Source organism: Paenibacillus diazotrophicus (genome assembly GCF_042610465.1).
The window spans coordinates 603175-628781 of sequence record NZ_JBGJZN010000002.1; the positions used below are offsets into that span (position 1 = coordinate 603175).

A 25607-nucleotide genomic window follows, 5' to 3' on the forward strand; every position below is an offset into this window, starting at 1 on the left:
CAGGAAGCGATTGGGACAAAGAGCTCTCATAAGTTATAATTCCGCACGGCTGCATCATCCAGGGATGGAAGGGGCAGCCGTTTCTATTTATTTTTCCGTAGAAATACCAAAAAATTTCAACCTTTCAGACAAAAAACTGCATTGTTCCCGTATACCGAATATACTAAAATGATCTCGAATAGAAAATATTAGTAGAATCTTTCAAAGAATTCAAGTTGAGAGGAGGGTGCCCAGCAACCCGGGATTTGTGACGCAATAGATTGGAAGGGATTACAAATCATTCTTAATGGAGGTATGTCGATGTTTAAAAAACTCTCGGTAATTGCATTTACCTTTGTTTTATTGCTTAGCTGTCTGCCTATGATGTCAGTGCATGCTGCAAACAATGCCACGGCTAAGCAGCCGGGGAGCTCCAATCCGCTGATGGATCATAAGCTGGGAGCCGATCCCTTTGCGCTGACATATAACGGAAGAGTCTATGTTTATATGTCTAGCGATGCCTACGTCTATAATAGTAACGGAACTGTGAAGGACAATGATTTCAGCGCCTTGAACAAAATCAATGTCATCTCCTCCGCCGATATGGTGAACTGGACAGATCACGGGTCCATCCCTGTGGCCGGAGCCAATAATGCAAACGGTGGAGCCGGCATTGCCAAATGGGCCTCTCTCTCATGGGCACCTTCAGCGGTGGTAAAAAAAATCAACGGTCAGGATAAATTTTTTCTGTATTTTGCAAATGGTGCTTCAGGCCTCGGCGTGTTAACGGCAGATTCCCCGACCGGTCCCTGGAAGGACCCGCTTGGCAAAGCGCTCGTGACAGGCAGCACACCCGGAATGTCCGGCGTGACCTGGCTGTTTGACCCGGCTGTCCTGGTGGACGACGACGGTAACGGATATCTGTACTGCGGCGGGGGCATTCCCAACACCTCGGACCCGGCTTCTGTGGCTAATCCCAAAACAGCCAGGGTGTTGAAATTGGGTGCGGATATGACGAGCATTATTGGAAGCGCATCTACAATTGATGCCCCTTATATGTTCGAGGATTCTGGAATCCACAAGTATGGGGGCAAATATTATTACTCTTACTGCATTAATTTCTCCGGCACTCACCCGTCTGCTTATCCGGCAGGTGAAATCGGTTATATGGTGAGCAGCAGTCCCATGGGCCCCTTTACGTATACCGGACATTTTCTGAAGAATCCGTATACCTTCTTCGGTGTAGGCGGCAACAATCACCATGCGGTATTTAACTTCAACAACCAATGGTACGTAGTGTACCATGCCCAGACTGTGGCGAAGGCCGTACTGGGAGACGGCAAAGGCTACCGCTCCCCGCATATCAATAAGCTCGTCTATAATGCGGACGGGACCATTCAAGAGGTTCAGGGAGACATGGCGGGTATTGCCCAGATTACCAATCTGAATCCGTTTACCCGGGTGGAAGCCGAGACGATCGGCTGGAACGCAGGCATTGCCACCGAACCTACTCAGGCTGCAGGCGGTCCTGTAAGCAATATGAATGTGACCAGCATTAACAATGGAGACTGGATTGCCTTAGGCAACGCGGATTTCGGTTCCGGCGCCAATTCCTTCAAGGCAAACGTGGCCTCGACCACAGGCGGCAAAATCGAAATCCGGCTGGACAGCGTAGCAGGCACATTGGTTGGAACGCTTAATGTCCCATCGACCGGAGGTCTGCAGACGTGGAAGGAGGTAGAGACCACTGTCAGCAATGTGACCGGGGTCCACAGACTCTATCTGGTATTCACCGGATCAGGCTCGGGCAATTTGTTTAATCTCGATTACTGGCAATTCTCCGCGGGCACCACTGCTCCTTCCGGAAATAAGGTTGAAGCTGAGGACATGACGCTCAGCGGCACCTATGCAGGGAAGACCACTTCCCCGTTTAACGGGGCTGCGTTGTATGGGAGTGATGATGCTGCTGCGTTCAATCAGTATTTTGCCTATGGCACGCACAACATCTCTGTCCGGGGAGCCTCAAGCAATTCCGCCACGGCCAGAGTGGATTTGCAAATCGGCGGGACGACCGTTGGCTCCTTCTACTTCAGTGGAACCACTCCTACCGTTCAGACCCTATCCAATGTGGCCCATGCTACCGGAAATCAGGAGGTCAAGCTGCTCGTAACCACCGACAACGGAACCTGGGATGCTTTTGTGGATTACATTGAGTGGAGCTTATGATCGTATAACCAGGCAGGAGGCAAGCACTATGGTCAAAAAAACAGGTATGTTTTTGTTGGCAATATCGCTATGGATAGGCCTGATACTGAATCCTTCTGCAGTGGGCGCTTCGACATTTAACAATCCGTTTATTTATGCCGATGCCCCGGACAATGATGTAATCAGGGTAGGCGATGTATACTACATGACCAGCACCACCATGCATATGAACCCTGGTGTTCCGATCATGAAGTCCTATGACCTGGTGAACTGGGAAATCGTAAACTACGTCTACGATACCTATGCGAGCGGTGATGCGCAGAATTTGAATAACGGCCAGAATGAATATGGTAAAGGCTCCTGGGCAAGCAGCCTCAGATACAACAACGGCATCTACTATGTGTCCTTTGGCTCTAATTCAACCGGTAAAACCTATATTTATCAGACCAAGAACATTGAGAGCGGCCCATGGACCTCCTCTGTCTTGGGAAGTTATTATCATGACGCATCGCTGCTGTTCGATAACGGACGCGTGTTTCTGGTCTACGGCTCCGATAATATCAGCTTGATCGAGCTGACGGCGGATGCCAAAGCCATCAAGTCCGGGGGGCTCAACCAGGTCATCATCCCCGGCTCCAGTAATATTGCCGGCTCGAGCTTCATTGTAAAGGCCGAAGGCGCGCATATCCAGAAGATTAACGGCTATTATTATGTCTTTCTGATCTGCTGGCCTTCGGGAAGCGGACGCACCCAATTGACCTACCGGTCCTCCAGCTTGACGGGAACTTATACGGGCCAGGTATCGCTTAACGATTCAGGCATTGCCCAAGGGGGAATAGTGGACACGCCCTCCGGCTCCTGGTATGCCATGCTCTTCAAGGACAGCGGAGCAGTCGGGCGTATGCCGTATCTTGTTCCCGTGTCTTGGGTGGGCAACTGGCCGGTTTTTGGTACCGGCGGCACAGCACCGCGGACCCTGAACATGCCAGCAGAAGGCTATCCCGTGAAAAAGGTATATGCGTCCGATGAGTTCACATCGGCTTCCGCATCTGCGGAGCTTATTGTGAACGGAGGTTTTGAAGAGGCCGCTATCAGCCCATGGACTCCCAACAATACGGCAACCGTTGCCTCCACTGCAGCGGACCGTTACAGCGGTTCCCGAAGCTTGCAGGTCACCGGCAGACAGCAGACAGGGGCCGGACCGAAGCAGGATCTCACCGGCAAAGTAACTCCCGGCGCAGTCTATAGCTTCTCGGCAAAGGTCAAATACACCACAGGCCCAGCTACCAAGCCATTTAACTTCGACATCCAGAATGGCCCAAGCTACACCGGCATTACGATTCTTGGGTCTACCACATTGACTAAAGGGGAGTGGGGCACGATTCAGGGCACCTACACGCTGCCCGCCGGTGCAGATCTGTCGCAGACGTTTATCTTTCTTGAGACCCCTTATAGCTCTACGCCGGATGCCACAAATGACCTGATGGATTTTTATGTAGATGATGTGTCATTTGCAGGAACAGCTTCGTCTGGAGCGGGACTTGCCAAGGTATGGCAGTGGAACCATAATCCCGATCCTGCGAAGTGGTCACTGACCCAGCGTCCCGGCTTCATGCGATTGACCACGGGCAAGGTAAGCTCCAGTATTCTGGAGGCCCGGAACACACTGACTCAGCGGACATTCGGACCGAAAAGTACAGGGATTACTGCTCTGGAGACTAGCGGAATGAAGGATGGGGATTATGCCGGTTTGGCAGCATTTCAAGCCAAGTATGGCTTTGTAGGCGTGAAAATGTCCGGCAATTCCAAGTCTATCGTGATGGTCAATGCCGGCTCCGGGTCTATAGCCGAAGTGGCAAATGTGCCAATCAGCCAGAACAGAGTCTATCTGAAGGTGGTCTGTGATTTCACCAATCAGACAGATAAGGCCTACTTCTACTACAGCCTTGATGGAAGTAATTGGACAGCGGCTGGCAATACGCTTCAGATGTCTTATACGCTGCCCCATTTTATGGGCTACCGGTTTGCGTTGTTCAATTACGCAACGAAATCAGCGGGCGGTTTTGTTGATTTTGATTATTTACGTCTGGAATAGCCGTGGTGAATCCATTATGAATTAGGAGATGATTTGAGTTGAAAACCAGAATTGGAAAGTTCGTAAGCGGTTTGGCCTTAGCCGGTGTCCTGCTCGCGTCCGTGATGTCGGGGAACGCCAGCGCCGCGCTTACTAGTGGGCCAAAGTTCCTGGGAAATATCATTGCTGGCAGTGTTCCCGGTAACTTCGCCAACTATTGGAATCAGGTAACACCTGAGAATGCTACCAAATGGGGAGCGGTTGAAGGCACGCGCAACAACATGAATTGGAGCGGTGCGGATACATCTTATAATTATGCGGTCAGCCGGAACATCCCCTTCAAATTCCATACGCTGGTCTGGGGAAGTCAAGAGCCTTCATGGGTTGCCGGCCTTTCGGCGGCGGATCAGAAATCGGAGGTGACCTCATGGATTGCCGCGGCGGGACAACGCTACTCCAAGTCCGCATTCGTGGATGTAGTCAATGAGCCGCTGCATGCCAAGCCTTCCTACCGTAATGCTATCGGCGGTGACGGAAGCACCGGCTGGGATTGGGTCATCTGGTCCTTCCAGCAAGCCAGAGCCGCGTTCCCGAATTCCAAGCTGCTCATCAATGAATATGGCATTATCGGTGACCCGGGCTTGACCGATCAATATGTGACCATTATCAATCACCTGAAGTCCAGAGGCCTGATCGACGGGATCGGCATCCAGTGCCATTACTTCAATATGGACAATGTAAGTGTGAGTACCATGAGAACTGTACTGGGTAAGCTATCCTCCACGGGCCTGCCTATCTACGTCTCTGAACTGGACATCACCGGCGACGACAACACACAGCTTGCCAGATACAAAGAGAAATTCCCTGTACTGTGGGAGAATTCTGCTGTGAAGGGCGTAACCCTCTGGGGTTACATCCAGAATCAGACCTGGGCCGCCAATACCCACCTGGTGAATACCAATGGCTCGGAGCGCCCGGCGCTGAAATGGCTGAAGCAATATCTGGGCAGCTCGACCAGCAGTGGTGTTACAACTACCAGTGACTACACGGATTTTCAATCGGGTACGGAAGACTGAACAGGCTTGAATTTTGTTCGGGTCTCTGGTCAGCCACAGTCTTGAGTTCCATGACACACTCAAGCTTCTGAGGACATGGACAATAGGGGTTGGACTCATTCACTAAGTATGCTTCTAGAGGGCTGTTCCCGCTTGCGTAAAGGCGCGCGGTGAGCAGCCCTTTTGCAGGTGAATTACATGGGGTTCTATTTTTCGTAGAAAAGCAACAAATGTACATATGAAAGCAACGTTAAGCTATGGATCACAAGAGTCGTCTGTGATTAAATACATAAAGAATACAGCCTTAGTTCTTACACTTAATCTTCGGGTTACACGAAAGGATGAATACTTTTATGAACCAATACCAACTCGGTTTGACCCCACCTATGGGGTGGAATTCTTGGAATACCTTTACATGGGATATTAACGAACAGCTCATCCGGGAAGCTGCCGATGCGCTTGTTGCAGAGGGGTACAAGGATGCGGGATATGAATACATTGTAATTGATGATTGCTGGAGCCTGAAAGAAAGAGACAAGGATGGCAAGCTGGTTGCTGATGCAGCCAAATTCCCGAACGGAATGAAGGCGCTTGCAGATTATATTCATTCCAAGGGATTAAAGTTCGGAATGTACTCTTGTGTAGGGACACACACCTGCGCAGGATATCCGGGGAGCTTTGAACATGAATTTCAGGATGCCGAATTACTGGCAGAATGGGGCGTTGATTTCTTAAAGTATGATTACTGCTTCAAGCCCAGACATATTTCAGGGGAACTGTTGTACAAGCGAATGAGTCTCGCGCTAAAAAACTGCGGAAGAGAGATTCTGTTCTCGGCATGCAATTGGGGCGAGGACAATGTATATCACTGGATTCGTGAATCAGGCGCTCATATGTACCGGTCCACAGGGGATATTCAGGATAGCTGGGATTCGATTAAAGGCCTGGCTTTATCACAGCTTGACAAAGCCTCTTATACAGGAGCCTATTGCCATAATGATATGGATATGCTGGTTGTCGGCATGTACGGAGGCAGCAACAGTGACTTTATCGGAAGCCAGGTTGGCGGTTGCAGCGATGTAGAGTATAAGACCCATTTTTCGTTATGGAGCTTGATGGGGTCTCCGCTAATGATTGGCAGTGACATCCGCAGAGCCAATCAGGCTACTAAGGATATTCTGATGAATGAGGATTTGATCGCCATTAATCAGGATGTGGAAGGCCGCGGTGCTTATCGCATCAAGCCGGAACCGCAATGGTTTCATACGGATGATGTGTTTATGCTGGTGAAGGTATTAACGGACGGAGACGTTGCCATAGGTTTCTTCAATTTAAGTGATGGGCAAAGGGAGATGTCATTGCAATTCTGGGATATCGGACTACCCTATGCTTCGGGAAAATCGCTGTTGTTATATGACTGCTGGGAGCATAAAGAAATCGGTACATTTAAAGAAAGATATGCTCCTGTAGTTCCAGCTCATGATTGTCTGATTGTGCGGGCGAAATTGGTGTAAGGGATAGCATGAACATGAATAGGACATGCAGAACCTGCGGAGTTCCCTTAATGACGGATGATGTGGCGATATACCTGAAGCTTGTTACGCGAAATGCTAAAGATTTCCTGTGTATAGACTGTCTTGGCGAGCAACTGAAATGCGGTCGCGGCCCTATTGAGCAGTTGATAAAATATTTCCGAGAATCCGGGAATTGTGTGCTGTTTCGCTAAGCTTAGATCAGACAGAAATATCATGACTGCCTGCCGCAGGTTGCTCCTTTATGGCGTAATGGGCATCATTTGCCGGGCAGTGTGCTTTTCTGTATTGTGACGGAGTGTATGAAGTTGCTTTTTTGAATATTTTCGAAAAATACAACGGGTCCTGATAGCCAACGGAATAGGACAATGACTTGATCGATAACTGGGAATTTGTCAATAATTCGCAGGCACGCTGAATTCTGAAGGCGGTAAGATAACCAGAAATGGAGACGCCGTTTTCTTCCTTGAATAACCGGAACAAATAGCTGCGCTCAATCTTCACAAATTCAACTACATCCAAAACAGATAATGATGGATTCCAAAAGTTGCTTTCAATGTAATCTCTTGCTGCTAGTACATAGTCCTTTTTGAAAAAAACTTTATCACTAGGGTAATGCTCCATGTAATAAGACAATAACAAATGTAGACCTGCATCAGAACGCTCTCGTTCGAACGGCTCTATTCCAGCACTGTTGACCCTATGAAAAAGTGGTTTGAAATCTTGCGGTGAGGCTTTCAGGACCGGATGATCAGCGGCAATATTAATCATCGACAAAAGGCGTGAGGCCTCAAGCCCGTTAAATTCAATCCAATAATACTCCCACGGATCCTGCGGATCAGGATAATAATAGACTTCCGTATCAGGGAATATCATGAAGCTCTCGCCGGTCATCAAAGAAAAAGTGGCATGGCCTGTCTCCAAATAGCCCTTACCGCTTACAATATAATGCAGGGCATAAACATCGCGGACACCAGGTCCCCATTTGTGTGAATTTGGAGGCTTATAACCATTCCCTTTTATAATGGAACGCTCGCTGAAATCGTAGTACATTGAATGATTCTCCGTTCTTAACCGATCTCTATTGTTAAATGCCATAATATAAATATGGTAAAGCAAATTAGTGAAGAAACATAGAGCTTTTAATTAATCCGTTCGATATAAAAGGAGTGTTATAGCTTATGCAGAGCCTAAAAAAGATCCGTTTGGCGCGTCTTTTCGGTGACGGCATGGTATTACAGCGGAACTCGTGTGTCAAGATTTGGGGATGGGCACCAGCAGGAGAAGTGGTCAATGTCCGGTTCAAGGATCTGATCTACAGCGGGATTGCGGCGATGGATGGACGATGGCAAGTCAGTCTTCAGACGGGAGATGCGGGTGGGCCCTTTGAGATGATCATTGAGTCCAGGGACGGAACGGAACGTCTCAGGCTCGTGAATATTCTGCTGGGCGATGTATGGCTATGTTCTGGCCAATCCAATATGGAAATGAAGATGGTTTCGCTTCAACAAGCATTTCCTGAAGATATTGCCAATGCGGGGAATGACGCGATTCGGCAATTATTGATTCCGGTAGTATATAATTTTGAACAACCGTGTGCTGATATTGAATCTGGAAGATGGGAAGCGGCTGATGCTATAAGCATCATGAATTTCTCTGCTGCGGCATACTACTTTGCAGCCAAGCTATATGAGCAGAACGGCGTGCCGATTGGGCTGATTCAGGCCAGTTTGGGCGGGGCACCGATTGAAGCGTTTATGAGCGAGGAAGCCCTTGCACCTTTTCCGAATGCTGCAGAGGAGTTACGGAAGCTAAAGGACAAGAAGTACCTGGAGTCATTGGCGCAAGAAGATCAAGTCAATCAAGAGCAGTGGTACGGCTACGTCAATCAGAATGACGCGGGTTTAGCTGTCGGCGGAACGCCTTATTATGATCCGGCCTTCAATGCTTCAGATTGGTCTTCTATTCCAGTGCCTTCCTATTGGGAAGAAGAGGGCTTAGGATCTTTTAACGGCAGTGTGTGGTTCCGGAAGGAATTCGAAGTTCACTCTGGTGAACTGGGGCTTCCAGCGATGCTTGAGCTCGGCAATGTGGTGGATGAAGATACCGTTTATCTCAACGGGGTTCAGATTGGAGCTCTGACAAGCCAGTATATTTCAAGAGTGTACAGTATACCGGAAGGTCTTCTGCAAAGAGGGGGCAATACGATTGTCGTAAGAGTAGTCAATGTTTCCGGTAAAGGCGGATTTTATAAAGGCAAGCCTTATCGTCTTCAGATCGGGGAAAGAAGTCTCGATTTAAGCGGTGATTGGCAGTATCAGATTGGAGTCAAGTGTGGTCCGATGCCTGCGCCTTCTTTTGTCCAGTGGCGTCCGGCAGGCCTTTATAATGGCATGATTGCTCCAGTTGCCCCTTATTCGCTCAAAGGTATCATCTGGTACCAAGGGGAATCCAACTTGAACAATCCCGAATTATACGAGAGTCTGTTTCAGACACTTATTGCTGATTGGAGAGAAAAGTGGGGCATGGATGATCTCCCTTTCCTGTATGTGCAGTTGCCCAACTTTTCGGAGCCTTCAGATAGTCCTGCCGAAAGCCAATGGGCGAAGCTAAGGGAGGTGCAGCGGAAGACACTTGCCGTATCCATGACAGGAATGGCAGTAGCTATAGATATTGGAGAATCGAATGATATCCATCCGGTAAACAAGAAAGATATTGGTTACAGGCTCGCACTCGCAGCCCGGAGGGTAGTCTATAAAGAGGATGCGGTAGTGGCTTCAGGTCCCCTGTTCCAGTTCGCGGAAAAGGTTGGGCAACGAATGATCCTTCACTTTAGTAATACTGGAGGGGGATTAGTCGCTAAAAATGGAGATACACTTAAGCATTTCGCCATTGCCGGAGTTGGTCAACCCTTCATCTGGGCTAACGCTAGTATTGAAGATGATTGTGTTGTTGTCTGGCATGATGAGATTCCTGATCCCGCTCAAGTGAGGTACGCATGGGCAGATAATCCGGATACGGCCAATCTGTATAATCGGGAAGGGTTGCCTGCATCGCCCTTTTCAACAGTATAACCGAGTCACAAGCAGCGATTCTCCAGTACAGGATAATCGCTGCTTTGTTGTCTTCATTACGTTTTTTCATAAAAAAGAACGGTATTCAAAACAAATCCACCTTGGACCAGTATAACGGAAGCGGGAACCAACCTGCAGGTGCGGATACATTCAGGAATCGGCCGTGTGGGGTAAGAAGGAGAGTCTGCGCCTGTTCCTTATTTAGGATAACTGCGCCAGGTGTTGCACTCCGGTCAACCGTTACACCCTTAGGATCAACACATATGGTGACTGGTTGCCCATCCAGTATGGCAGAAAATTCTCCCGGCTCAAGGCCAATCGTCTGATGTTTTAGCGTTAAGTATGCCTTTAATACATTGGCAAAATCAAAAATATTATACATGTGGGCTGGCTCAATCACATACTCTTCAGCAAATTTGCCAAGGCTCGGATTGAGAGCGGTATCATAATCAGATGTGCGAATTGTTATTCTATCTATTCCCATATGTTTCATATAAGCCTTAACCGTACGTTCAATATCACTCGTAACTTCCATCATCAATTCTGAAACTTCATCACCAGTTCCATTTACAATCATATAGCCGATAAGTCTGTCTTTATCTAGTATACCGAGAGCATTTTGTTGAAAAGAGCTGAAAATTAAAGGTAACTGCTGTATATCACGTTCTACATATGCAAGCTGCTTTGAATGAACCCTATGAGCAAAGCCCTGGCCCCCTTCAAGATCGAACAGTGGACTAAAGGACAGACCCTCTGCATCTACATCCTTCAGGGCATGTCGCACATTGGCATCCCCAATGATATATTTGTATTGCATGCCCCCAACAGTAAATCCAAAATATTCATATCGCTGCCGCTGACCCCATAACACAGCTATATCACAGGTATCACTTATCTCATGTAGCCATAAGTTCATTAATTCTTTCATATGCCCTTCACCACGTGCCCCTGGATGCACAGATACAATACCTACGAATCCTACCCGCAGCGTGGAATCACATACTCTTAAGGTCTCGGGCAGTACGGCTACCTGCGCACGGATCGAACCCTGATCGTCTACTGCAACCTTATGAAGTGACGAAAGATCGAATTCCTGGTTGTACACTTTTGGAAGCAGTGATCCTATATCTTGATCAAATGCGAAGTTGGCTAGATCAATAAGTTTTTCCCGTTCGTTCGATTTCGCCTTTCTATACTCAATCATGTTGTATCTCCTTTCGTGAATAACGATAAGAATCGGTTAGCTATTCTCCTACTCTTTCTCACTTTAGCACACTTCACTACGCTTCAGAAGCTGGTTTATAGATAAAGGATGAACGCCATGGATAGTGAGGCGCTATCTGGATTGGATTAGAGAAACTGAAACAGCCGTCACCAGCATACTAGGTATGCGCAGGTGTCGGCTGTTTCAGTTGTGCTAAATACCTGTGGTTATTTCAGGCCCATTGCAGACATTACGTCAACTTCGTTTGCTTTCTTGTACCATTCGGTGACTTCATCTGTAATCTGTGTTCCACCTTTTTCGTACCATTGCTTAACGAACTCATCATAGGCTTCAAGAGGTTCTTTGCTGTAAATGATCTTGGTGAAGGTCTCCTTCTCCATCGTCGTCAACTGCTCCCAGGAGGATTGCATAGTCTTTGTAGGCGGGCCGTTGAAGGCAGTAGGCAACAGCACATCGCTATTCTCATACGAAATGGCGTATCCGTCTCTCATCGTTTTGTCGGCACTGGCAGCCATTAACAGCTTGCCAGTATCCGGCTTTGCACCGTTAGCCACATCATAAAAGGATTGGCCCGGTCCGTCGGCGCTTGGTGAATTCTTGGTGAATGTCATCTTGCCTGGGCTTTGGACAGCTTCCAGCGGTTTATTGAACTTGGTTGGGTCGAATACAACTTCACCATTAACAATATCGTAGTCGTAACCTTGGGCATAGCCATATTTAAAGTCGCCGGTTCCGAAGGCCAGATCATAGAGCTTATCATAGTAAAGGAAGAATGCTTCCATGTTGTTAAAGTTTTTGTTGAACATAAAGACGCCATCATTAAGCTGGGCAGATTGATAGGTTTTGTCTTCTTTAACGCCTTTGATTGTCGGGTAGACTGCGATTTTGGCACCCGTAATATTCTTCTCTACATCCTTAACACTGCCATACAGCCATGGACGCCCGATAATAATACCGGCTTTGCCTTCTGTGAAATCGGCGAGTGCATCCCAGGCTCCTTGGGTAGCCAATTCTTTATTCAAATATCCTTTGGAATACCAGTCACGGAGCTTGGCGAGTGCTTCCTTGTTGCCATCTGCCACAGATCCGTAGGTAAGCTTGCCATCCTCGTTATACCACTGGCCCGGAAGATTCTTACCGGAATAGGCACTGAATATCATTACGGCATCACTGACCCAGCCTGTATTGTAAGAATCCTTGCCGGAGAAATCAAACCCGTAGGTATCCTTTTTACCGTTACCGTCTGGATCGTCGTTAGTGAAGGCAGCAATTACATTTTCAAATTCATCAATGGTTGTGGGCGCTTTCAGCTTGAGCTTATCAAGCCAATCCTGCCGAACCAGCATGACTTCACCTTCGGTCAAGTTGGGGGAGATTGCCATACCGTATACTTTACCATCTTGGACGATCGGGTTGAATGTTGTCGGATACTGTTTGTATATTTCTTTTAACCGGTCAGGCATGAAATTTTTGATGTCTCCGGTGATCTCTTTCACCTGTCCGGACTGGATAAGATCATTTGCCAGTGAAGTATCATATACCGGAATAATGTCTGGCAGCTTTTCGGAGCCGGTGAGAGCCAGACGAAGCTTCGTGTTGTAGTTGGATGCATCACCGCCGAGCAGGGTAGTTTCAATCTTGATACCCAGTTTGTCCACACCCCAGCGGGTCATTACATTGTCGTTCAGACTCTCGCCGTTAATATACTTGCCTGCATTCTCATCTTGCTGTTTAGCAGTTGTAATGGTTAGGGTTGGAACATATTTCCCGTCTTTGAGCGCCGTATCTGTAGCGGAGCTAGCGGTATTGTTCTTCGATACACAGCCGGCAAGCATGCCAGCCATAAGTAATGAGGAAGCAGCAATAGCAAAGGTGGTTTTCGTCTTCATTCATTTTGGCCCCTTTATATTTAAAAGTAGTATAACCAGAAGTTTATTCCTTTACTGCGCCTAAGACGATTCCCTTTACAAAGAAACGCTGAAGGAATGGATAGACTAGAATGATTGGCAAGGTGCTTATAAAGATTTGGGCTGCTTTGATGCTCTGCTCCGACATAGCCGCTGCTTCCGATGCGCTAAGTGCCATGCTCTGCGCCGAGCTTTGTACGACAACCGTCTGCAGGAAAGAGGCGAGCGGGTAATTGTTAGTATTGGACATGTACAGAATCCCGTCAAACCAGGAGTTCCAGTGTCCTACCATTATGAACAGGCCAACTGTAGCTAGTCCCGGAAGAGATAGAGGAAGATAAATTTTAAGGAAAATACCAAAGAAAGAAGATCCGTCAATAAAAGCAGCTTCTTCCAGCGCCTTCGGGATGGTCTTGAAGAAGTTCATAATCAGAATCAGGTTATAAGCACCGAAAGCGCCTGGTAGTACCAGTGCCCAAATCGTGTCCTTCATGCCAAGACTGGTCACCAGAATGTAAGAGGGAATTAGCCCGCCAGAGAACAGCATGGTGAACACGAAGATCCACATCAGGATATTGCGTCCGCGGAATTCTTTGGATAATGCATATCCGGCAGTTGTGATCACACACATGCTTATCAGTGTTCCAAGGACGGTACGTACAATGGAGATTAGCATGGAACCGGTAAAGTTCGTGTTACTGAATGTTTTTACATAAGCATCGGATGTGAAGTGAACTGGCCAGAAGGAGACCAGATTACCATTGACTGCTGCCTTGCTGCTGAAAGATTGTGCAAGTAAATGGAGCAGAGGCAGCAAGCATGTGAGGGCAACCAGTATGAGCAGGATGTGGTTGAAGAAAGAAAAAACCTTATAGCCCTTAGTCTTATGATACATGCCTAGTCTCCTTTCTAGAAAATTTTGTAATTTGCCATTTTGTAAGCAATCCTATAAGAAATGACAATCAGGATGAAGCTAATCCCTGATTTGAATAATCCAACTGCCGTACCGAATCCGTACTGTCCGTTGAGGAGAGAGGAGCGGTATACATAAGTATCAATGATGTCACCGGTACTATAAACCAGTGGATTATAGAGGTTGAAGATTTGGTCAAAGCCCGCATCAAGAATGCTTCCTAAACTTAGCGTTGAGATCACGATTATCATCGACAGCATGCTGGGTAGTGTAACATGGCGGATTTGCTGTCTGCGCGTTGCTCCATCGATCTCTGCTGCTTCGTAATAGGAAGGGTCGATACCAGTAATCGTTGCTAAATAAACGATCATACCGAATCCGAAGTTCTTCCATAGATCACTGATTATTACAGTGGGACGGAAATAGTTAGGATCCCCTAAGAAAAAGATAGGTTCGGTTCCAAAGAGGCTGGAGAGAAAATGGTTAATCCCCCCGTCGAGTCCCAGAATATCGATCATGATCCCGGCTACCGTGACCCAAGACAGGAAGTGCGGCAGATAAACCAGCGTCTGAATGCTCTTCTTGATTCCGATACTGCGAACTTCATTCAGAAGAATTGCCATGAGAATGGGAACAATAATCCCGACAATAATCTTGATGACAGCGATAATAAGTGTATTGATAATGGCTTGCGTCGATTCTTCATATTGAAAAATCCTCGCGAAATTGTCCATACCGATCCACTCAGACCCTGTGATTCCGAGCCACGGCTTATAGTTTTGAAACGCCATGACCAGTCCAACCATAGGACCATAGGCGAATATCAGGACGAAGATTAGTGCCGGCATACACAATGCATATAGCGGCCAATTTTGCTTGATTTCTTTCTTCCACGGGTTCTTTCTGGCTTTTTGAAGTTTTTCGGGTTTTACTTGGTTAACCCTAGTGTTAAGTACCTGTGCGATGGTCCTTACCCCCTATTCATTGAGTTCATTTTCTCTCTGCTGCCCATTAAGATTAACAAAAGCGCTTACATTACGAAATGCCACAAAATAAATATCATAGCCAAGATCTTAACTATGTTAATCAAGGGGCAGCATTAAGCAGGTGGTTCGCTTTTTCTTTAATGAAGGTTGCGCTATTATAGGGAGGCGGTAGAAGGAGGTCTTTGTTCTGAAAAAGATAAACATGAAGCGTTTCATTTATTTTTTTGTATTTTTCCTCACGCTTACACTGGTTTTGTTTTATGTAATGGAAACCCTCAGTGCAAAGACACTTAAGCAGAGCCTGATCCAATCATCCAAGAATCAGGTTATCTATACGAATAGCATGCTGGAAGGCGTTCTTTACGAAGCACGGACTTACGCGATTCAATATACGACGGATAGTTCGGTTCGCTATTATGAGAGTCAAAAGCAGGTTTTGAGCACATATGATTCCCAAATGAAGAAGAATGAAATATGGAATATGATCAATAATACCCTGGTATCCAGTCAATCTGTAGAGATGGTTGGAGTCTACTGGAAGTCAGATGGGACTTTCATCTCCACGGTAAGCGGCCGGACTTCTGAACCCTTTAAAGAGGTAACTCAAGGGGGGTGGAAGACGATAAATGGAAGTTTATACTACTTTTCAGTCTATCCCTATATCAAGCAGCCCAGTAGTCCGTTAGACATTCAATATATTGTAGGGGTTAAGCTCAAAACTGAGTATTTAACAGCGCTGCTCGATAAGGCTCTGAATAGTGACAATGCGGATGCCTTTTTTCTGCTGAACAAGACGCTGCTGGTTGGGGACCGGACAGTGGATTCTGATATTGTACGGGCGGCTCAAGGGATGATAGCTTCCGATCCAACACAGGTTTTGGAATATCGTTATAAGGCGAATGACGGGAATTTCGTGATCTTGTCCCAATATATAGATTCGATTGATTCTTATTTAATTACTTACACGCGTATGAACGATATTCTGAATCCGCTTAACCGGAATCATCAGGTATTCTTCAGCAGTATATTGGTTATTCTGATCATCGGCCTGTTCGTTATCTCCATGTTCTACCGCAACTTTTACCGTAATGTACATTTATTGCACAAGCGCTTTTATCAGGTGGAGCACGGTGAATATGGTACGCGGATCAAAGAGAACCCTGGCAACGAATTTGACAGCCTGTTCAAAAGCTTCAATCACATGGTTGAACAAATTCAGGCGTTGTTTGATTCGCTTGCTACGGAGACGGCGCTTCGTCAGAATGCAGAGCTGAAGCAGCTTCAAGCGCAGATTAACCCGCACTTTTTGTACAACAGCCTGTTTTTTATTATGTCCATGGCGAAGACCTCACCGGATGCAGTCATGCAGATGAGCAAGCATTTGGCTGAGTATTACCGCTATATGACAAAGCTGGATTCTAGACATGTAACCTTAGCTTCTGAACTCGAGCTGTCGGATCATTACTTAGCTATTATGGCTCTATGCAAGCAGATCGACTACCGAATCAAGTTGCCGCAAGATATAAGTCCAAGACGGATTATGCCCTTAATGATTCAGCCTATAGTCGAAAATGCAATTCAACACGGTATTGAAGAGCATCACGGAGCCCATCGTGTATTCATCGAAGCCGCAGAACTGGGCGGTGGTGTTGAAATTACGGTGTCTGATGACGGAAAAGGATTATCCGCAGAAGAATTATCGCAGCTTATGGAACATATCGGAAACGAGCTGGCCCCTGCGGAGACGAGAGGGATAGGGCTATGGAATATTAATAAGCGTCTTAAAAATTCGTATGGTAACAGTAGCGGCTTGTACTTTTTTACGAATGAATGGGGAGGACTCTCGGTCAGACTACACATAGATTTTCAATTGGAAGAAGGCGAATAGTGTGAAGGTATTGATCGTGGATGATGGGCATTACATCGTGGAATATTTGAAGCACTTGCTGGATTGGAAGAAATTCGGTGTGAGCGAGCTGGAGACGACGACCAACTCCATTGAAGCTAAGCAGATGCTGGAAGTGTCTCCGGCGGATATTTTGATCACTGACATTCGGATGCCCGAGGTATCAGGGATTGACCTGCTTGAGCATGTCAGTACATTGAAGCTGAAGACTAAGGTGATTTTTCTGACCGGATATTCGGAATTTGAATACACACAAAAGGCCATCCGCCTGGGAGCGTTCGATTATTTGTTGAAGCCTGTGGATAAAGAGGATATGGAAAAGGTCATAAGGAAGGTCACCCAAGTGATTGAGGATAACAGACCACAAAGTGTTAATGTCTCTGGACCTTATGAATCTCTTGGCTATCTGTTGTCGGCTCTCAGCGTGAACGGTGCATTATATCAGGAATTCAAACCAGGATATAGTGGTTTTGAGCAAAAGCGTATGCGGTTCTTCAGGAGTTCACCAGCGGACGGGGAGGAGGAAGCTGCACTCCGGAACATTCTTAAAGGGTGTGATGCTGTTGTTTGGGCAGTACCCCCTTCTTTGGTAGGAATCATTCCTGAATCGGAGGCTCTAAAGCTGGAGAGGACTTCCCCGTTCATCACCTTTTCAGGGTCGTTTCAGTTTAGCCACAAGGATTCAGTCAGGGATTCGTTCTATCAGTTCTACTATCAGGAAGAGGTTGTGCCCAGCGACTTCAGTGTACTGCACAATGTGGAAGAATTCTCAATATTGGAGTCGAGGAAATGGGAGTGCTCCCTTCAAAAAATTCATAAAAGGTTCTCCCTATTGGTGGGCCGGAAGCAGAGGATCATATATCTTCTGGAGGCGATTTATTATTTATACATTAGCAATAACAATCTGCGTGCTGAAGAGGTTATGGACTGGATAATTCACCGGCTGGACAACCCAAGTGAAGCTTATGAATTTGTGATTGTAGCGATATCGAGGCTGGGGAAGGAAGCAGACCTGTCGAATGAAGATATTATTGGTAACGTGCGGAAATATATCGCTGAACATCTCGATGAAGCGCTCAGCCTAGAAGACTTAGGGAGGATCGTTCATCTTCACCCTGTATACCTCTCCAAGTTCTACAAGCAGGAGACTGGAGAAAACCTTTCAAACTACATATCGATTAAGCGGCTGGAGCGTGGCTCCAGATTATTGATCGATTCCAATCTGCATGTGGTGGATATTTCCCGCATGGTGGGTTATAAAAAGTCTCAATATTTCATCAAGCTTTTTAAGGAGCAATATGGTGTTACACCGCAGCAATACCGGAAGCAGCAAATTAAGCTGAAGTAAGCAGCATAACCATGCGGCGATATGATGATCGAATAATTAAATGTTGAAGTAACTGAAACCTCCTTTGCACAATCCGGGATTTGCCGGAGTAAGCAAAGGAGGTTTCAGCTTAGGTTCAGCATTTATTTTTATATTGAGTGGCTGTAATTCCATAATATTTTTTGAACGCATTACTGAATTGTTCAGGTGTGGCGAAGCCCACTATTGATGCGATTACGCTGATAGAAGTATCCGTTGTGAGCAGGAGCCGTGAGGCAGCACTCATTCGTGCTTGCAGTTTTTTGTCTTTGAAGGGAATCCCGTATTGCTTATGAATCATCCGCTCTGTCTGTCTGGTGCTCAGCCCTAATTGGCTGGCGAGCTGCTGCAGGGTAATGGAACTGTAATGGTACAAAAAGCTGTTCTCAATCATAAGCAGTCTGCTATCATCAAGGGTCTTCAGGGGGAAGGACGGGAGGGTGACATGATGCTCTCCATAATGTCTTATCAAACAGATCACAATCATCTCAAGAATATTGGTCGCCATATGATGGACTCCGATCTGTTGGAGGGAAAGCTCTTCAGCAAGCATCTCAAACAATCCGAGCATGTTCCCGCCCTCTTGTCCAATCCAGAATGGAGTAGACATTAGTAGCTCTGGGAGAAAAGGTTCTATCACAAAGGAATTCTTGACGTTCAGAGAAACGGAGTTGCCGGGTAACATCTCAAAAAAGATGCAGTATTCCGCCATCGGGTCCTCCGGATCGGGAATCTGTTCATGAACGACATCGGGTCCTGTTACAAATAACGTGCCGGGCGAGAGGGCATAACGGTTTCCTTGTGCCTTCAGAATACCCTGGCCAATTGGAATATAATGCAACTCGTAAGTTCCTTGACTGTGGCTGTGCTCAGGCATAGAACTGTGGAAATAGCCGAATTTTACATACAACACGTTCAATACCATTGAACCAAGGTTCAGCTTGATATCCAGATTTTCGATGTTAATGTTGGGTAAATTCATTCTCACAGACTCTCTCCTTGTAATAATGCGAAATTTATTCCACTCCCTTGTCATCTCTTAGGATAACCAATCTAAGCCCCCATTGATATAATTATTACAGAATTTCAAGTGGAATGTTATGGCTGCACGCATACAGAGGAGGATACCAAATGAACAGTCTACCTGCAACAACACGCATGTACAAGAAAGGAAATTATGCTAACTCGTATACAGAGGTTCCTGATGTCCATCCTGGAAATGCGTGGCGGGAGGGGATGGTAAGCGGAAATGGGGAGAACGGGTATATCACATCTGGCTCGCCGTATAGGGACAGTTTTATTTTTCAAAATATGTGGTTTAACTATCCTTCCAAGGATCCAAGAGTGATTCCGGAAGAATTGACGGGGCAGCTGAATGATGCCAGACAAAATGTTTTTAAGCGGAATGATCAGTGGAAGATTACGGATGAGACCGGATCAACAAGGATGAGAACCTTTTATTACAGCTACCATCCCGGGCACCAGCTCCGTTTCAACATCCTCCCCCAAGGGAATTTGACCGGTTACGAGAGATGGACAAATTATGAAACAGCGGAGACAGGAGTACGCTATTGCGATGGGCATGGGGAATGGATACGCACATCCTTTACTTCCCGGGAGGATAATGTCTCATTTACCAAGATCTCCGCTTCTTCTACTGGTGCAAAGATTAACATGACCCTCTCCATTGACGACATCTCCGTAATGAGCGGAGCGAACGAAGGCCACAACGAGCTGACGGGGCTGCAATATAAAAAACTGGTGAACCCCGGTGCGGAGTATCTCGCTCAGGTGGCCCATTACCCATCGTTCCAGGGAAGTGAACTGGCTTACGGCGGATACGCATGCCTGACTCAGGTTGTTGTTGTAAACGGTACCAGAAAAAGAGTGTTGATGGCTGACAGCCATGAACCGATCAATGTCGGCAAAGAGGCAAATCCGGCCATTCTTATAAAAGATGCTGATGCCGTATATCTGATTACACGCTTAAGCAGAACTCATTCTATGGGAAGAATCGAAGATTTTGCATCAATGGCTCATTACAATATTGTAGACGAGCTATTTGAAGAAACTAACGCAGTCGTTCATAAATATAAGGCTCCAGACGGTGACTTGAATTATGAAGCAGCCCTCGCTTCCCATACCCGGAAGCATTCAGCAGAATTTAATGCAGTAACCTTCAATATCGGGCACGATACGCATTACAAGGACTCAGACAACTTGACCTTAATCCATGTACAACGATCAGAGCCATCCAAAGTCAATCATGCGTTTATGGAGCAAGTGTACAACCAAGGACGGTATGCCATGATCTGCTGTAGTGGTACAAGTGCACCGCGCTTGTATGGAATGTGGACCGGGGAGTGGAATCCTGGCTGGCGCGGGATTTATACACTGGATGCCAATGTGAATCTGCAGGTTTCTTCCATAAACACCGGACATTTAACACAAGCACAGCCCGGATATATTGCTTTCTTCCTGAGGAATACCCCGGATTTCGAATACAATGCCCGGATGGCGTATGGTATGCATGATGCAATCCAGATTTCCGTTAACTCGGATGGCGAACGGGGAATGCATGTCGAATATGATAATGATTACCCTTTTGAATACTGGAACGCAGGGGCAAGCTGGTGTCTTCTGCCCATCTACGAGTACTGGCAGTGTTACGGCAATAGGCAGATACCGGTTCAGGATCACATGCGGTTCAATGATTTGAGAACGGTATTAAGTGTTCAGGATGGGGGATTAACCGAAGAGGAATTCGCACGGATCAAAGATAGAGGCTATCTGGATCTGGAAGAGGAAATTCTGCTCCCTTTGCTTACCAAGCAGGCGAATTTCTGGCAGCAGATCTGCACGCCGGAGTACTATTCGGATGTAGATGGACATGCGTGCCATCAGCCTGGTAAGACTGCACTGAATCCGGGGGAAAAATACATGATCCTTCCAGCGTATTCTCCCGAGAATCATCCCATTGGTTATAACAGCACAATTACGGCTAACGCCACCATGGATATTTCAGCAGCGCGGGATGGTCTGTCTATGGTCATCTCTATGGAAAAGGTAGTCAAGCGCGAAGGCTATGAAGTTGCAGTAGCTAAGTGGGAAGCATTGCTTGAGCAGCTTCCGGATTATAAATATGACTCGGATGGTGCCTTATGCGAGTGGAGCATGAATGAATATACGGAGAACAACAACCATCGTCATTTGAGCCATCTCTATGCAGCCTGGCCTGCCTATGAAACGCAAAATAATCCGGGATTGGCCCGGGCTGCCAAGACGGCGATTGCAAACAGGAATAGGTATAACACCGAGGATGATACTGCGGGGCATGGCTGGATGCATAAGGCGCTGGTTCAAGCCAGGCTGAAAAATGGTGAAGGGGTACTCTCTTCGCTGCTTCCGATGATGAGGGCTGCTGGTTATTACACCTCCTTGATGACAGATCATGATTCCAACAGAAGATGCAACTGCTATTGCACGGATACCTCCTTCGGTACGGTTGGAGCCATTAATGAAGCGCTCCTATTCTCGAATACCGGCGTAATAGAGGTGCTTCCCGCTTTGCCCCCCGATTGGGAATCGGGTTCTATACATGGACTTATGGCCAGAACTTGGGTTGAAGTCAAGGCCTTGTCCTGGAATCTTTCCGCCGAGAGGGTACAAGTGATACTGAAGTCGAGCAGGAATGATAATGTCATCCAATTAAGTGCAGGACTTCCTTGGACCCGGGCCCTGGTTAATGGATATGAAGCGGATGTGCAACAGGATGAAATCGGCAAACATCTTCAATTAATACTTAGCGGTGGAACGGAGGTTACCGTTGACTTTGTGTTATAGAGGGCTCAGCCATTGAGCAGGGAGATGCCATTACGATGATGAGACTCCAGGACAGTTCAGAGACCGGAAAGGTTGAAGTAGGGAGTAACGCAACTCTCAGGGGAATCAGCGGTGATTTGTCGGCTAAGCCTTAGAGAGGTTTCTCCTGTATGTATTTGGTGTTACTCCTGTCAGCGCTTTAAATACACGATAAAAATGTGTCGGTGTATCAAATCCGCACATATCGGCGATTGCGCTGATATTCTTATCACTGTAAATCAGCATTTCCTTGGCCCGGATAATTCGTTTGGCATTAACATAGTTAGTAACGTTCATCGTAGTCAATTGTCGGAATACCCGGGAGAAATGAGACGGAGACACATTAGCCCGTTCCGCCAGCATGAGCAGACCAATCTCACGTTCCGGATGTTCATCAATCTCCTTTAAAGCCTTAATGATCCAGGCAGGGGCCATCCGTGAATCCTCGTTAGTGTTGCCCTCCCCCGACAATATGAATCTGTTGATCTGCAGGAGGAGTTGGCAGACGATCAGCCGGGTAGCTTGATGATAGCCGGTTCTTTGTTCCGTCATCTCCCCGGATATTCCCTCCATAGATACTTCTGTAATTGATTTTAAAACATTGGGCAGTTCAAGTTTATAGGACTTATTCTTGCGCGCGTAATCGAAACATAAGAGATGGGTGTACAAATCATCCAAAGGATCTGTAGCAAACAGGGTGGGGGCAAAGTACAGTGCTGAAGAGATAATTGGGTTATCGTTGTCCGGCAGGGAATGGTGGATGGTATTGCCCGGAATGATAAACAGATCTCCGCTTTTTTTCTCATACCATGTATTGTCAATAAAGAAGGTCCCTTTACCTTGATGCACATAGACGAGTTCATAACGGTCATGAAGATGGTCGGGAAGTTCATTATCCTGTTTCTTCACAGTTTTATGAACTACTTCAAAGGGGAATAAGGGATCACCGGTAAAGGGTTTGCGGAACGGCTTCACAAGAGCTCCTCCTTCAATTCGCAGATACAAATTACAGATGAATAATATCAAATATTGTTATAAAAATGCAAGGTTAAGCGATTACATTACTATTTAGATCTGATATACAATGGTCTTATAGATTAATTCATAACATAAATTGATCTCCCTAAAAAAGGAGTGGATACCGGATGCGTATTGATGCTCATCAACATTACTGGAAAATTGACCGGGGAGACTATGGCTGGATTACGCCAGAACTGCCGCAATTATACCGGGATTTCATACCGGTTGATCTCGAGCCACTTCTGAAAGAACATGGAATCGACGGAAGCATACTTGTACAGGCGGCTCCGACACTGGAAGAGACTCAATATATTCTGTCGCTTGCAGACCAGAATGCATCAGTGCTCGGTGTCGTGGGCTGGCTGGATCTGTTCAGCAGTGATCACAGGCAGCACTATGAAGAATTACGGCGTCACCCCAAGTTCAAGGGTTTCCGGATCATGATACAGGATATGCCGGATGCCTCCCGTATTCTGGAGCCAGTTTTTGTAGATGCTCTTCGCAGTTATGCGGCGGAGGGAGTTCCTGTGGATCTGCTGCTTACCTTTCAGCAAATGGAGCCGGTGGTGAATCTGCTGCGGCTGGTACCCGGGCTGCGTGGCGTGATTGATCATCTAGCCAAACCTCCAATCTATAGCGGTCAGCTGGAACCCTGGTCCACACATTTAGCTGAAATAGCTTCATTCCCCGGAATCTATTGCAAATTATCCGGAATGGTTACGGAAGCGGGGCAGGACAGCTCGGCGAAAGAAGACTTTATACCATATATTAGCCGGGTTCTGGAGTTATTCGGACCGGACCGGGTGATGTTCGGGAGCGACTGGCCGGTATGCCTGCTGGCTGCCGAATATAGCCAGGTCATAGAAATTGTTCTGAATGCGCTCCCGGCAGGATGGGGAAGCACAGAATACGATCGTTTATTCGGCGGCAACGCGAAGGAGTTCTACAAACTATGAAACAGCTGAAGAGTACGGTGCTGCAAGGTGAAGATAAGCAAAGATATGAAGATTTGCTGGAAGCGCCGGTGACGGTGCTGCAGATTGGAGAGGGCAACTTTCTACGCGGATTTTTCGATTGGATGATTGGCGAATGCCGCAGGCAAAAACTGTTTGCAGGAAGTATTGCTGTGGTTCAGCCGCGTCCCTCTGGTAAAGATCTTCTTGAACAGCTGGCTGCCCAAGATGGACTGTACACCCTGATTATACGCGGTCTGGAGAACGGAGCGTCTGTAGCCAGGAAGGAGGTCGTGACGGTATTCTCCCAGGCTTTTGATCCTTATACAGACTGGGAGCGTCTGACTGAACTCGCGGTTAGCCCGGAGCTTGCCTTTGTAGTCTCCAATACGACAGAAGCCGGTCTGGTATATAAGGCGGAGCCTCTGGGCCAAGGCCCTATCCTCTCCTTTCCTGGTAAGATTGCCTATATATTGTATCTGCGGTATCAAGCTTATCAAGGCTCAGCGGAGCACGGGCTGATCTTCCTTCCCTGTGAACTGCTGGAACACAATGGTGACGTACTGCGGGAAGCGGTGCTGCAATATGCGGAGGATTGGAACCTGCCGCAAGCCTTCCGGGAATGGGTAAAACTGCATAACCGTTTTCTGAATTCATTGGTCGACCGGATCGTGACCGGTTATCCGGAAGAGGCTCAGGCTGAAACCTGGTTTAGAGAGTGGGGAGTGCGGGATGTATTGCTCTGTACAGCGGAGCCCTATCATTTGTGGGCGATAGAGGGGGAGCCAGAGCTTGAGGAGCTTCTTCCATTCCGCAAGGCTGGCCTTAATGTGCACTGGACGAACGATCTGAAGCCATTTCGTGAGCGTAAAGTCAGACTATTAAACGGTGCCCATACCTGGATGGCTCCACTTGGACTTATTCACGGAGTTGATCATGTGCGAGAACTGCTCGAACACGGGGAATTGGGCCGCAGGGTCCGTGAGGTTGCTGTGGATGAGATCATTCCGACGCTTCCGTACTCTGCGGATGAGTTGCGTTCTTATACCGGAGAGGTATTCGACAGGTTCGCGAATCCTTACATCAGTCACCGGCTGAGTGATATCGCTATGAACAGCTTAAGCAAGTTCCGCGTCCGTCTGCTTCCTTCGTTAACATATTACATGGAACAGGATATGCCTATTCCGGAGCAGCTGGTGCTCGGTTTAGCTGGATTGCTGCGGTATTATCGGGTGAAACCTGCAGAGGATGGCGCTTATACCGGAATAAGCCTGGTTCAGCAGGCCTATACGGTCAGAGATGATGCTTCGGCGCTGAAGATAATGGCGGAAATATGGGATTTGGTAGAGTCAGCTGGAGCAACAATGGAAGACATAGCCGGGCGGTTACTAGATGAAGAGAAGTTATGGGGGCGATCTTTAAAAGGCTGGAAAGGTCTCTCCAGGGAAGTGGCCATTTGGTTTATGCGCTGGGAAAGAGAGCCTGTCATGGAGACAGTGGGTTAGGTTATCTGAAGGGAATTAAAGGATTCAAGGAAATATCCATATTTAA

At 47.1% G+C, this 25607-nt stretch carries 17 protein-coding genes; 10 read left to right on the forward strand and 7 right to left on the reverse strand.

All coding sequences use genetic code 11. The features are described 5' to 3' along the window. Nucleotides 1-300 precede the first annotated feature (300 nt). The 4 genes from ACAN54_RS14005 (at nt 301) to ACAN54_RS14020 (ending at nt 6827) form a co-directional block, all read left to right on the forward strand. Nucleotides 301-2205, forward strand: coding sequence for a carbohydrate-binding protein (locus ACAN54_RS14005; protein ID WP_379155724.1), 1905 nt, complete (start codon nt 301-303; stop codon nt 2203-2205). A gap of 28 nt (nt 2206-2233) precedes the next feature. Continuing rightward, nucleotides 2234-4279, forward strand: a complete 2046-nt coding sequence (locus tag ACAN54_RS14010) for a beta-xylosidase family glycoside hydrolase (RefSeq protein WP_379155727.1) — start codon at nt 2234-2236, stop codon at nt 4277-4279. 38 nt (nt 4280-4317) lie between these two features. Further along, the gene (locus ACAN54_RS14015) at nt 4318-5334 is read left to right on the forward strand and encodes an endo-1,4-beta-xylanase (protein ID WP_379155730.1); all 1017 of its coding nucleotides are present in this window, start codon (nt 4318-4320) and stop codon (nt 5332-5334) included. Nucleotides 5335-5666: 332 nt separating this feature from the next. After that, a complete protein-coding gene (locus tag ACAN54_RS14020; RefSeq protein WP_379155733.1) occupies nt 5667-6827 on the forward strand; it encodes a glycoside hydrolase family 27 protein in 1161 nt (386 codons plus the stop codon). A 219-nt stretch (nt 6828-7046) separates the two neighbouring features. On the opposite strand, the gene ACAN54_RS14025 is transcribed toward ACAN54_RS14020, so the two are convergent. Next, nucleotides 7047-7898, reverse strand: a complete 852-nt coding sequence (locus ACAN54_RS14025) for an AraC family transcriptional regulator (protein WP_379155735.1) — start codon at nt 7896-7898, stop codon at nt 7047-7049. A gap of 128 nt (nt 7899-8026) precedes the next feature. On the opposite strand from ACAN54_RS14025, the gene ACAN54_RS14030 reads away from it, so the two are divergent. After that, nucleotides 8027-9919, forward strand: coding sequence for a sialate O-acetylesterase (locus ACAN54_RS14030; protein WP_379155738.1), 1893 nt, complete (start codon nt 8027-8029; stop codon nt 9917-9919). A gap of 85 nt (nt 9920-10004) precedes the next feature. Here the strand turns inward: ACAN54_RS14030 and ACAN54_RS14035 are convergent, their stop codons facing one another. The 4 genes from ACAN54_RS14035 to ACAN54_RS14050 form a co-directional block, all read right to left on the reverse strand. Further along, entirely contained in the window at nt 10005-11123 is a 1119-nt protein-coding gene (locus tag ACAN54_RS14035; RefSeq protein ID WP_379155741.1) for a GNAT family N-acetyltransferase, read from the reverse strand. Between the two features lie 227 nt (nt 11124-11350). Then, nucleotides 11351-13033 carry a type 2 periplasmic-binding domain-containing protein gene (locus tag ACAN54_RS14040; protein WP_379155744.1) on the reverse strand — a complete coding sequence of 561 codons (1683 nt, stop codon included), beginning with the start codon at nt 13031-13033 and terminating at the stop codon, nt 11351-11353. A gap of 43 nt (nt 13034-13076) precedes the next feature. Further along, complete coding sequence (locus ACAN54_RS14045; RefSeq protein ID WP_379155747.1) at nt 13077-13946, reverse strand: carbohydrate ABC transporter permease; 870 nt, start codon at nt 13944-13946, stop codon at nt 13077-13079. 14 nt (nt 13947-13960) lie between these two features. Further along, nucleotides 13961-14812 carry an ABC transporter permease gene (locus ACAN54_RS14050; RefSeq protein WP_379155750.1) on the reverse strand — a complete coding sequence of 284 codons (852 nt, stop codon included), beginning with the start codon at nt 14810-14812 and terminating at the stop codon, nt 13961-13963. A gap of 340 nt (nt 14813-15152) precedes the next feature. Between ACAN54_RS14050 and ACAN54_RS14055 the strand changes: the two genes are divergently transcribed. After that, nucleotides 15153-16838 (forward strand): sensor histidine kinase, encoded by a 1686-nt coding sequence (locus ACAN54_RS14055; RefSeq protein ID WP_379155754.1) that lies wholly within the window; start codon nt 15153-15155, stop codon nt 16836-16838. A 1-nt stretch (nt 16839) separates the two neighbouring features. Then, the gene (locus ACAN54_RS14060) at nt 16840-18204 is read left to right on the forward strand and encodes a response regulator transcription factor (RefSeq protein ID WP_379155759.1); all 1365 of its coding nucleotides are present in this window, start codon (nt 16840-16842) and stop codon (nt 18202-18204) included. Nucleotides 18205-18319: 115 nt separating this feature from the next. Here ACAN54_RS14060 and ACAN54_RS14065 read toward each other — a convergent pair whose 3' ends face one another. Continuing rightward, on the reverse strand, nt 18320-19204 hold the full coding sequence (locus ACAN54_RS14065) for an AraC family transcriptional regulator (protein WP_379155761.1): 885 nt from the start codon (nt 19202-19204) through the stop codon (nt 18320-18322). Between the two features lie 149 nt (nt 19205-19353). Between ACAN54_RS14065 and ACAN54_RS14070 the strand changes: the two genes are divergently transcribed. Beyond that, nucleotides 19354-22065: a glycosyl hydrolase family 95 catalytic domain-containing protein gene (locus ACAN54_RS14070; protein WP_379155764.1), complete on the forward strand. Its 2712-nt coding sequence runs from the start codon at nt 19354-19356 to the stop codon at nt 22063-22065. A 123-nt stretch (nt 22066-22188) separates the two neighbouring features. Here the strand turns inward: ACAN54_RS14070 and ACAN54_RS14075 are convergent, their stop codons facing one another. Further along, a complete protein-coding gene (locus tag ACAN54_RS14075; RefSeq protein WP_379155767.1) occupies nt 22189-23058 on the reverse strand; it encodes a helix-turn-helix domain-containing protein in 870 nt (289 codons plus the stop codon). 170 nt (nt 23059-23228) lie between these two features. Here ACAN54_RS14075 and ACAN54_RS14080 point away from each other — a divergent pair, with 170 nt between their 5' ends. Continuing rightward, nucleotides 23229-24059, forward strand: coding sequence for an amidohydrolase family protein (locus ACAN54_RS14080; RefSeq protein ID WP_379155770.1), 831 nt, complete (start codon nt 23229-23231; stop codon nt 24057-24059). Then, nucleotides 24056-25561, forward strand: coding sequence for a tagaturonate reductase (locus ACAN54_RS14085; protein WP_379155773.1), 1506 nt, complete (start codon nt 24056-24058; stop codon nt 25559-25561). The genes ACAN54_RS14080 and ACAN54_RS14085 overlap by 4 nt, the downstream gene beginning before the upstream one ends. The last annotated feature ends 46 nt before the right edge of the window (nt 25562-25607 follow it).

What these genes read in the sequence shown, in the direction of transcription:
- ACAN54_RS14070 (WP_379155764.1), top strand. Translation starts at nt 19,354, where the DNA reads ATGAACAGTCTACCTGCAACAACACGCATGTACAAGAAAGGAAATTAT.
- ACAN54_RS14020 (WP_379155733.1), top strand. Translation starts at nt 5,667, where the DNA reads ATGAACCAATACCAACTCGGTTTGACCCCACCTATGGGGTGGAATTCT.
- ACAN54_RS14080 (WP_379155770.1), top strand. Translation starts at nt 23,229, where the DNA reads ATGCGTATTGATGCTCATCAACATTACTGGAAAATTGACCGGGGAGAC.
- ACAN54_RS14030 (WP_379155738.1), top strand. Translation starts at nt 8,027, where the DNA reads ATGCAGAGCCTAAAAAAGATCCGTTTGGCGCGTCTTTTCGGTGACGGC.
- ACAN54_RS14010 (WP_379155727.1), top strand. Translation starts at nt 2,234, where the DNA reads ATGGTCAAAAAAACAGGTATGTTTTTGTTGGCAATATCGCTATGGATA.
- ACAN54_RS14085 (WP_379155773.1), top strand. Translation starts at nt 24,056, where the DNA reads ATGAAACAGCTGAAGAGTACGGTGCTGCAAGGTGAAGATAAGCAAAGA.
- ACAN54_RS14045 (WP_379155747.1), bottom strand. Translation starts at nt 13,946, where the DNA reads ATGTATCATAAGACTAAGGGCTATAAGGTTTTTTCTTTCTTCAACCAC.
- ACAN54_RS14035 (WP_379155741.1), bottom strand. Translation starts at nt 11,123, where the DNA reads ATGATTGAGTATAGAAAGGCGAAATCGAACGAACGGGAAAAACTTATT.
- ACAN54_RS14065 (WP_379155761.1), bottom strand. Translation starts at nt 19,204, where the DNA reads ATGAATTTACCCAACATTAACATCGAAAATCTGGATATCAAGCTGAAC.
- ACAN54_RS14025 (WP_379155735.1), bottom strand. Translation starts at nt 7,898, where the DNA reads ATGTACTACGATTTCAGCGAGCGTTCCATTATAAAAGGGAATGGTTAT.
- ACAN54_RS14040 (WP_379155744.1), bottom strand. Translation starts at nt 13,033, where the DNA reads ATGAAGACGAAAACCACCTTTGCTATTGCTGCTTCCTCATTACTTATG.
- ACAN54_RS14050 (WP_379155750.1), bottom strand. Translation starts at nt 14,812, where the DNA reads ATGCCGGCACTAATCTTCGTCCTGATATTCGCCTATGGTCCTATGGTT.
- ACAN54_RS14005 (WP_379155724.1), top strand. Translation starts at nt 301, where the DNA reads ATGTTTAAAAAACTCTCGGTAATTGCATTTACCTTTGTTTTATTGCTT.
- ACAN54_RS14055 (WP_379155754.1), top strand. Translation starts at nt 15,153, where the DNA reads ATGAAGCGTTTCATTTATTTTTTTGTATTTTTCCTCACGCTTACACTG.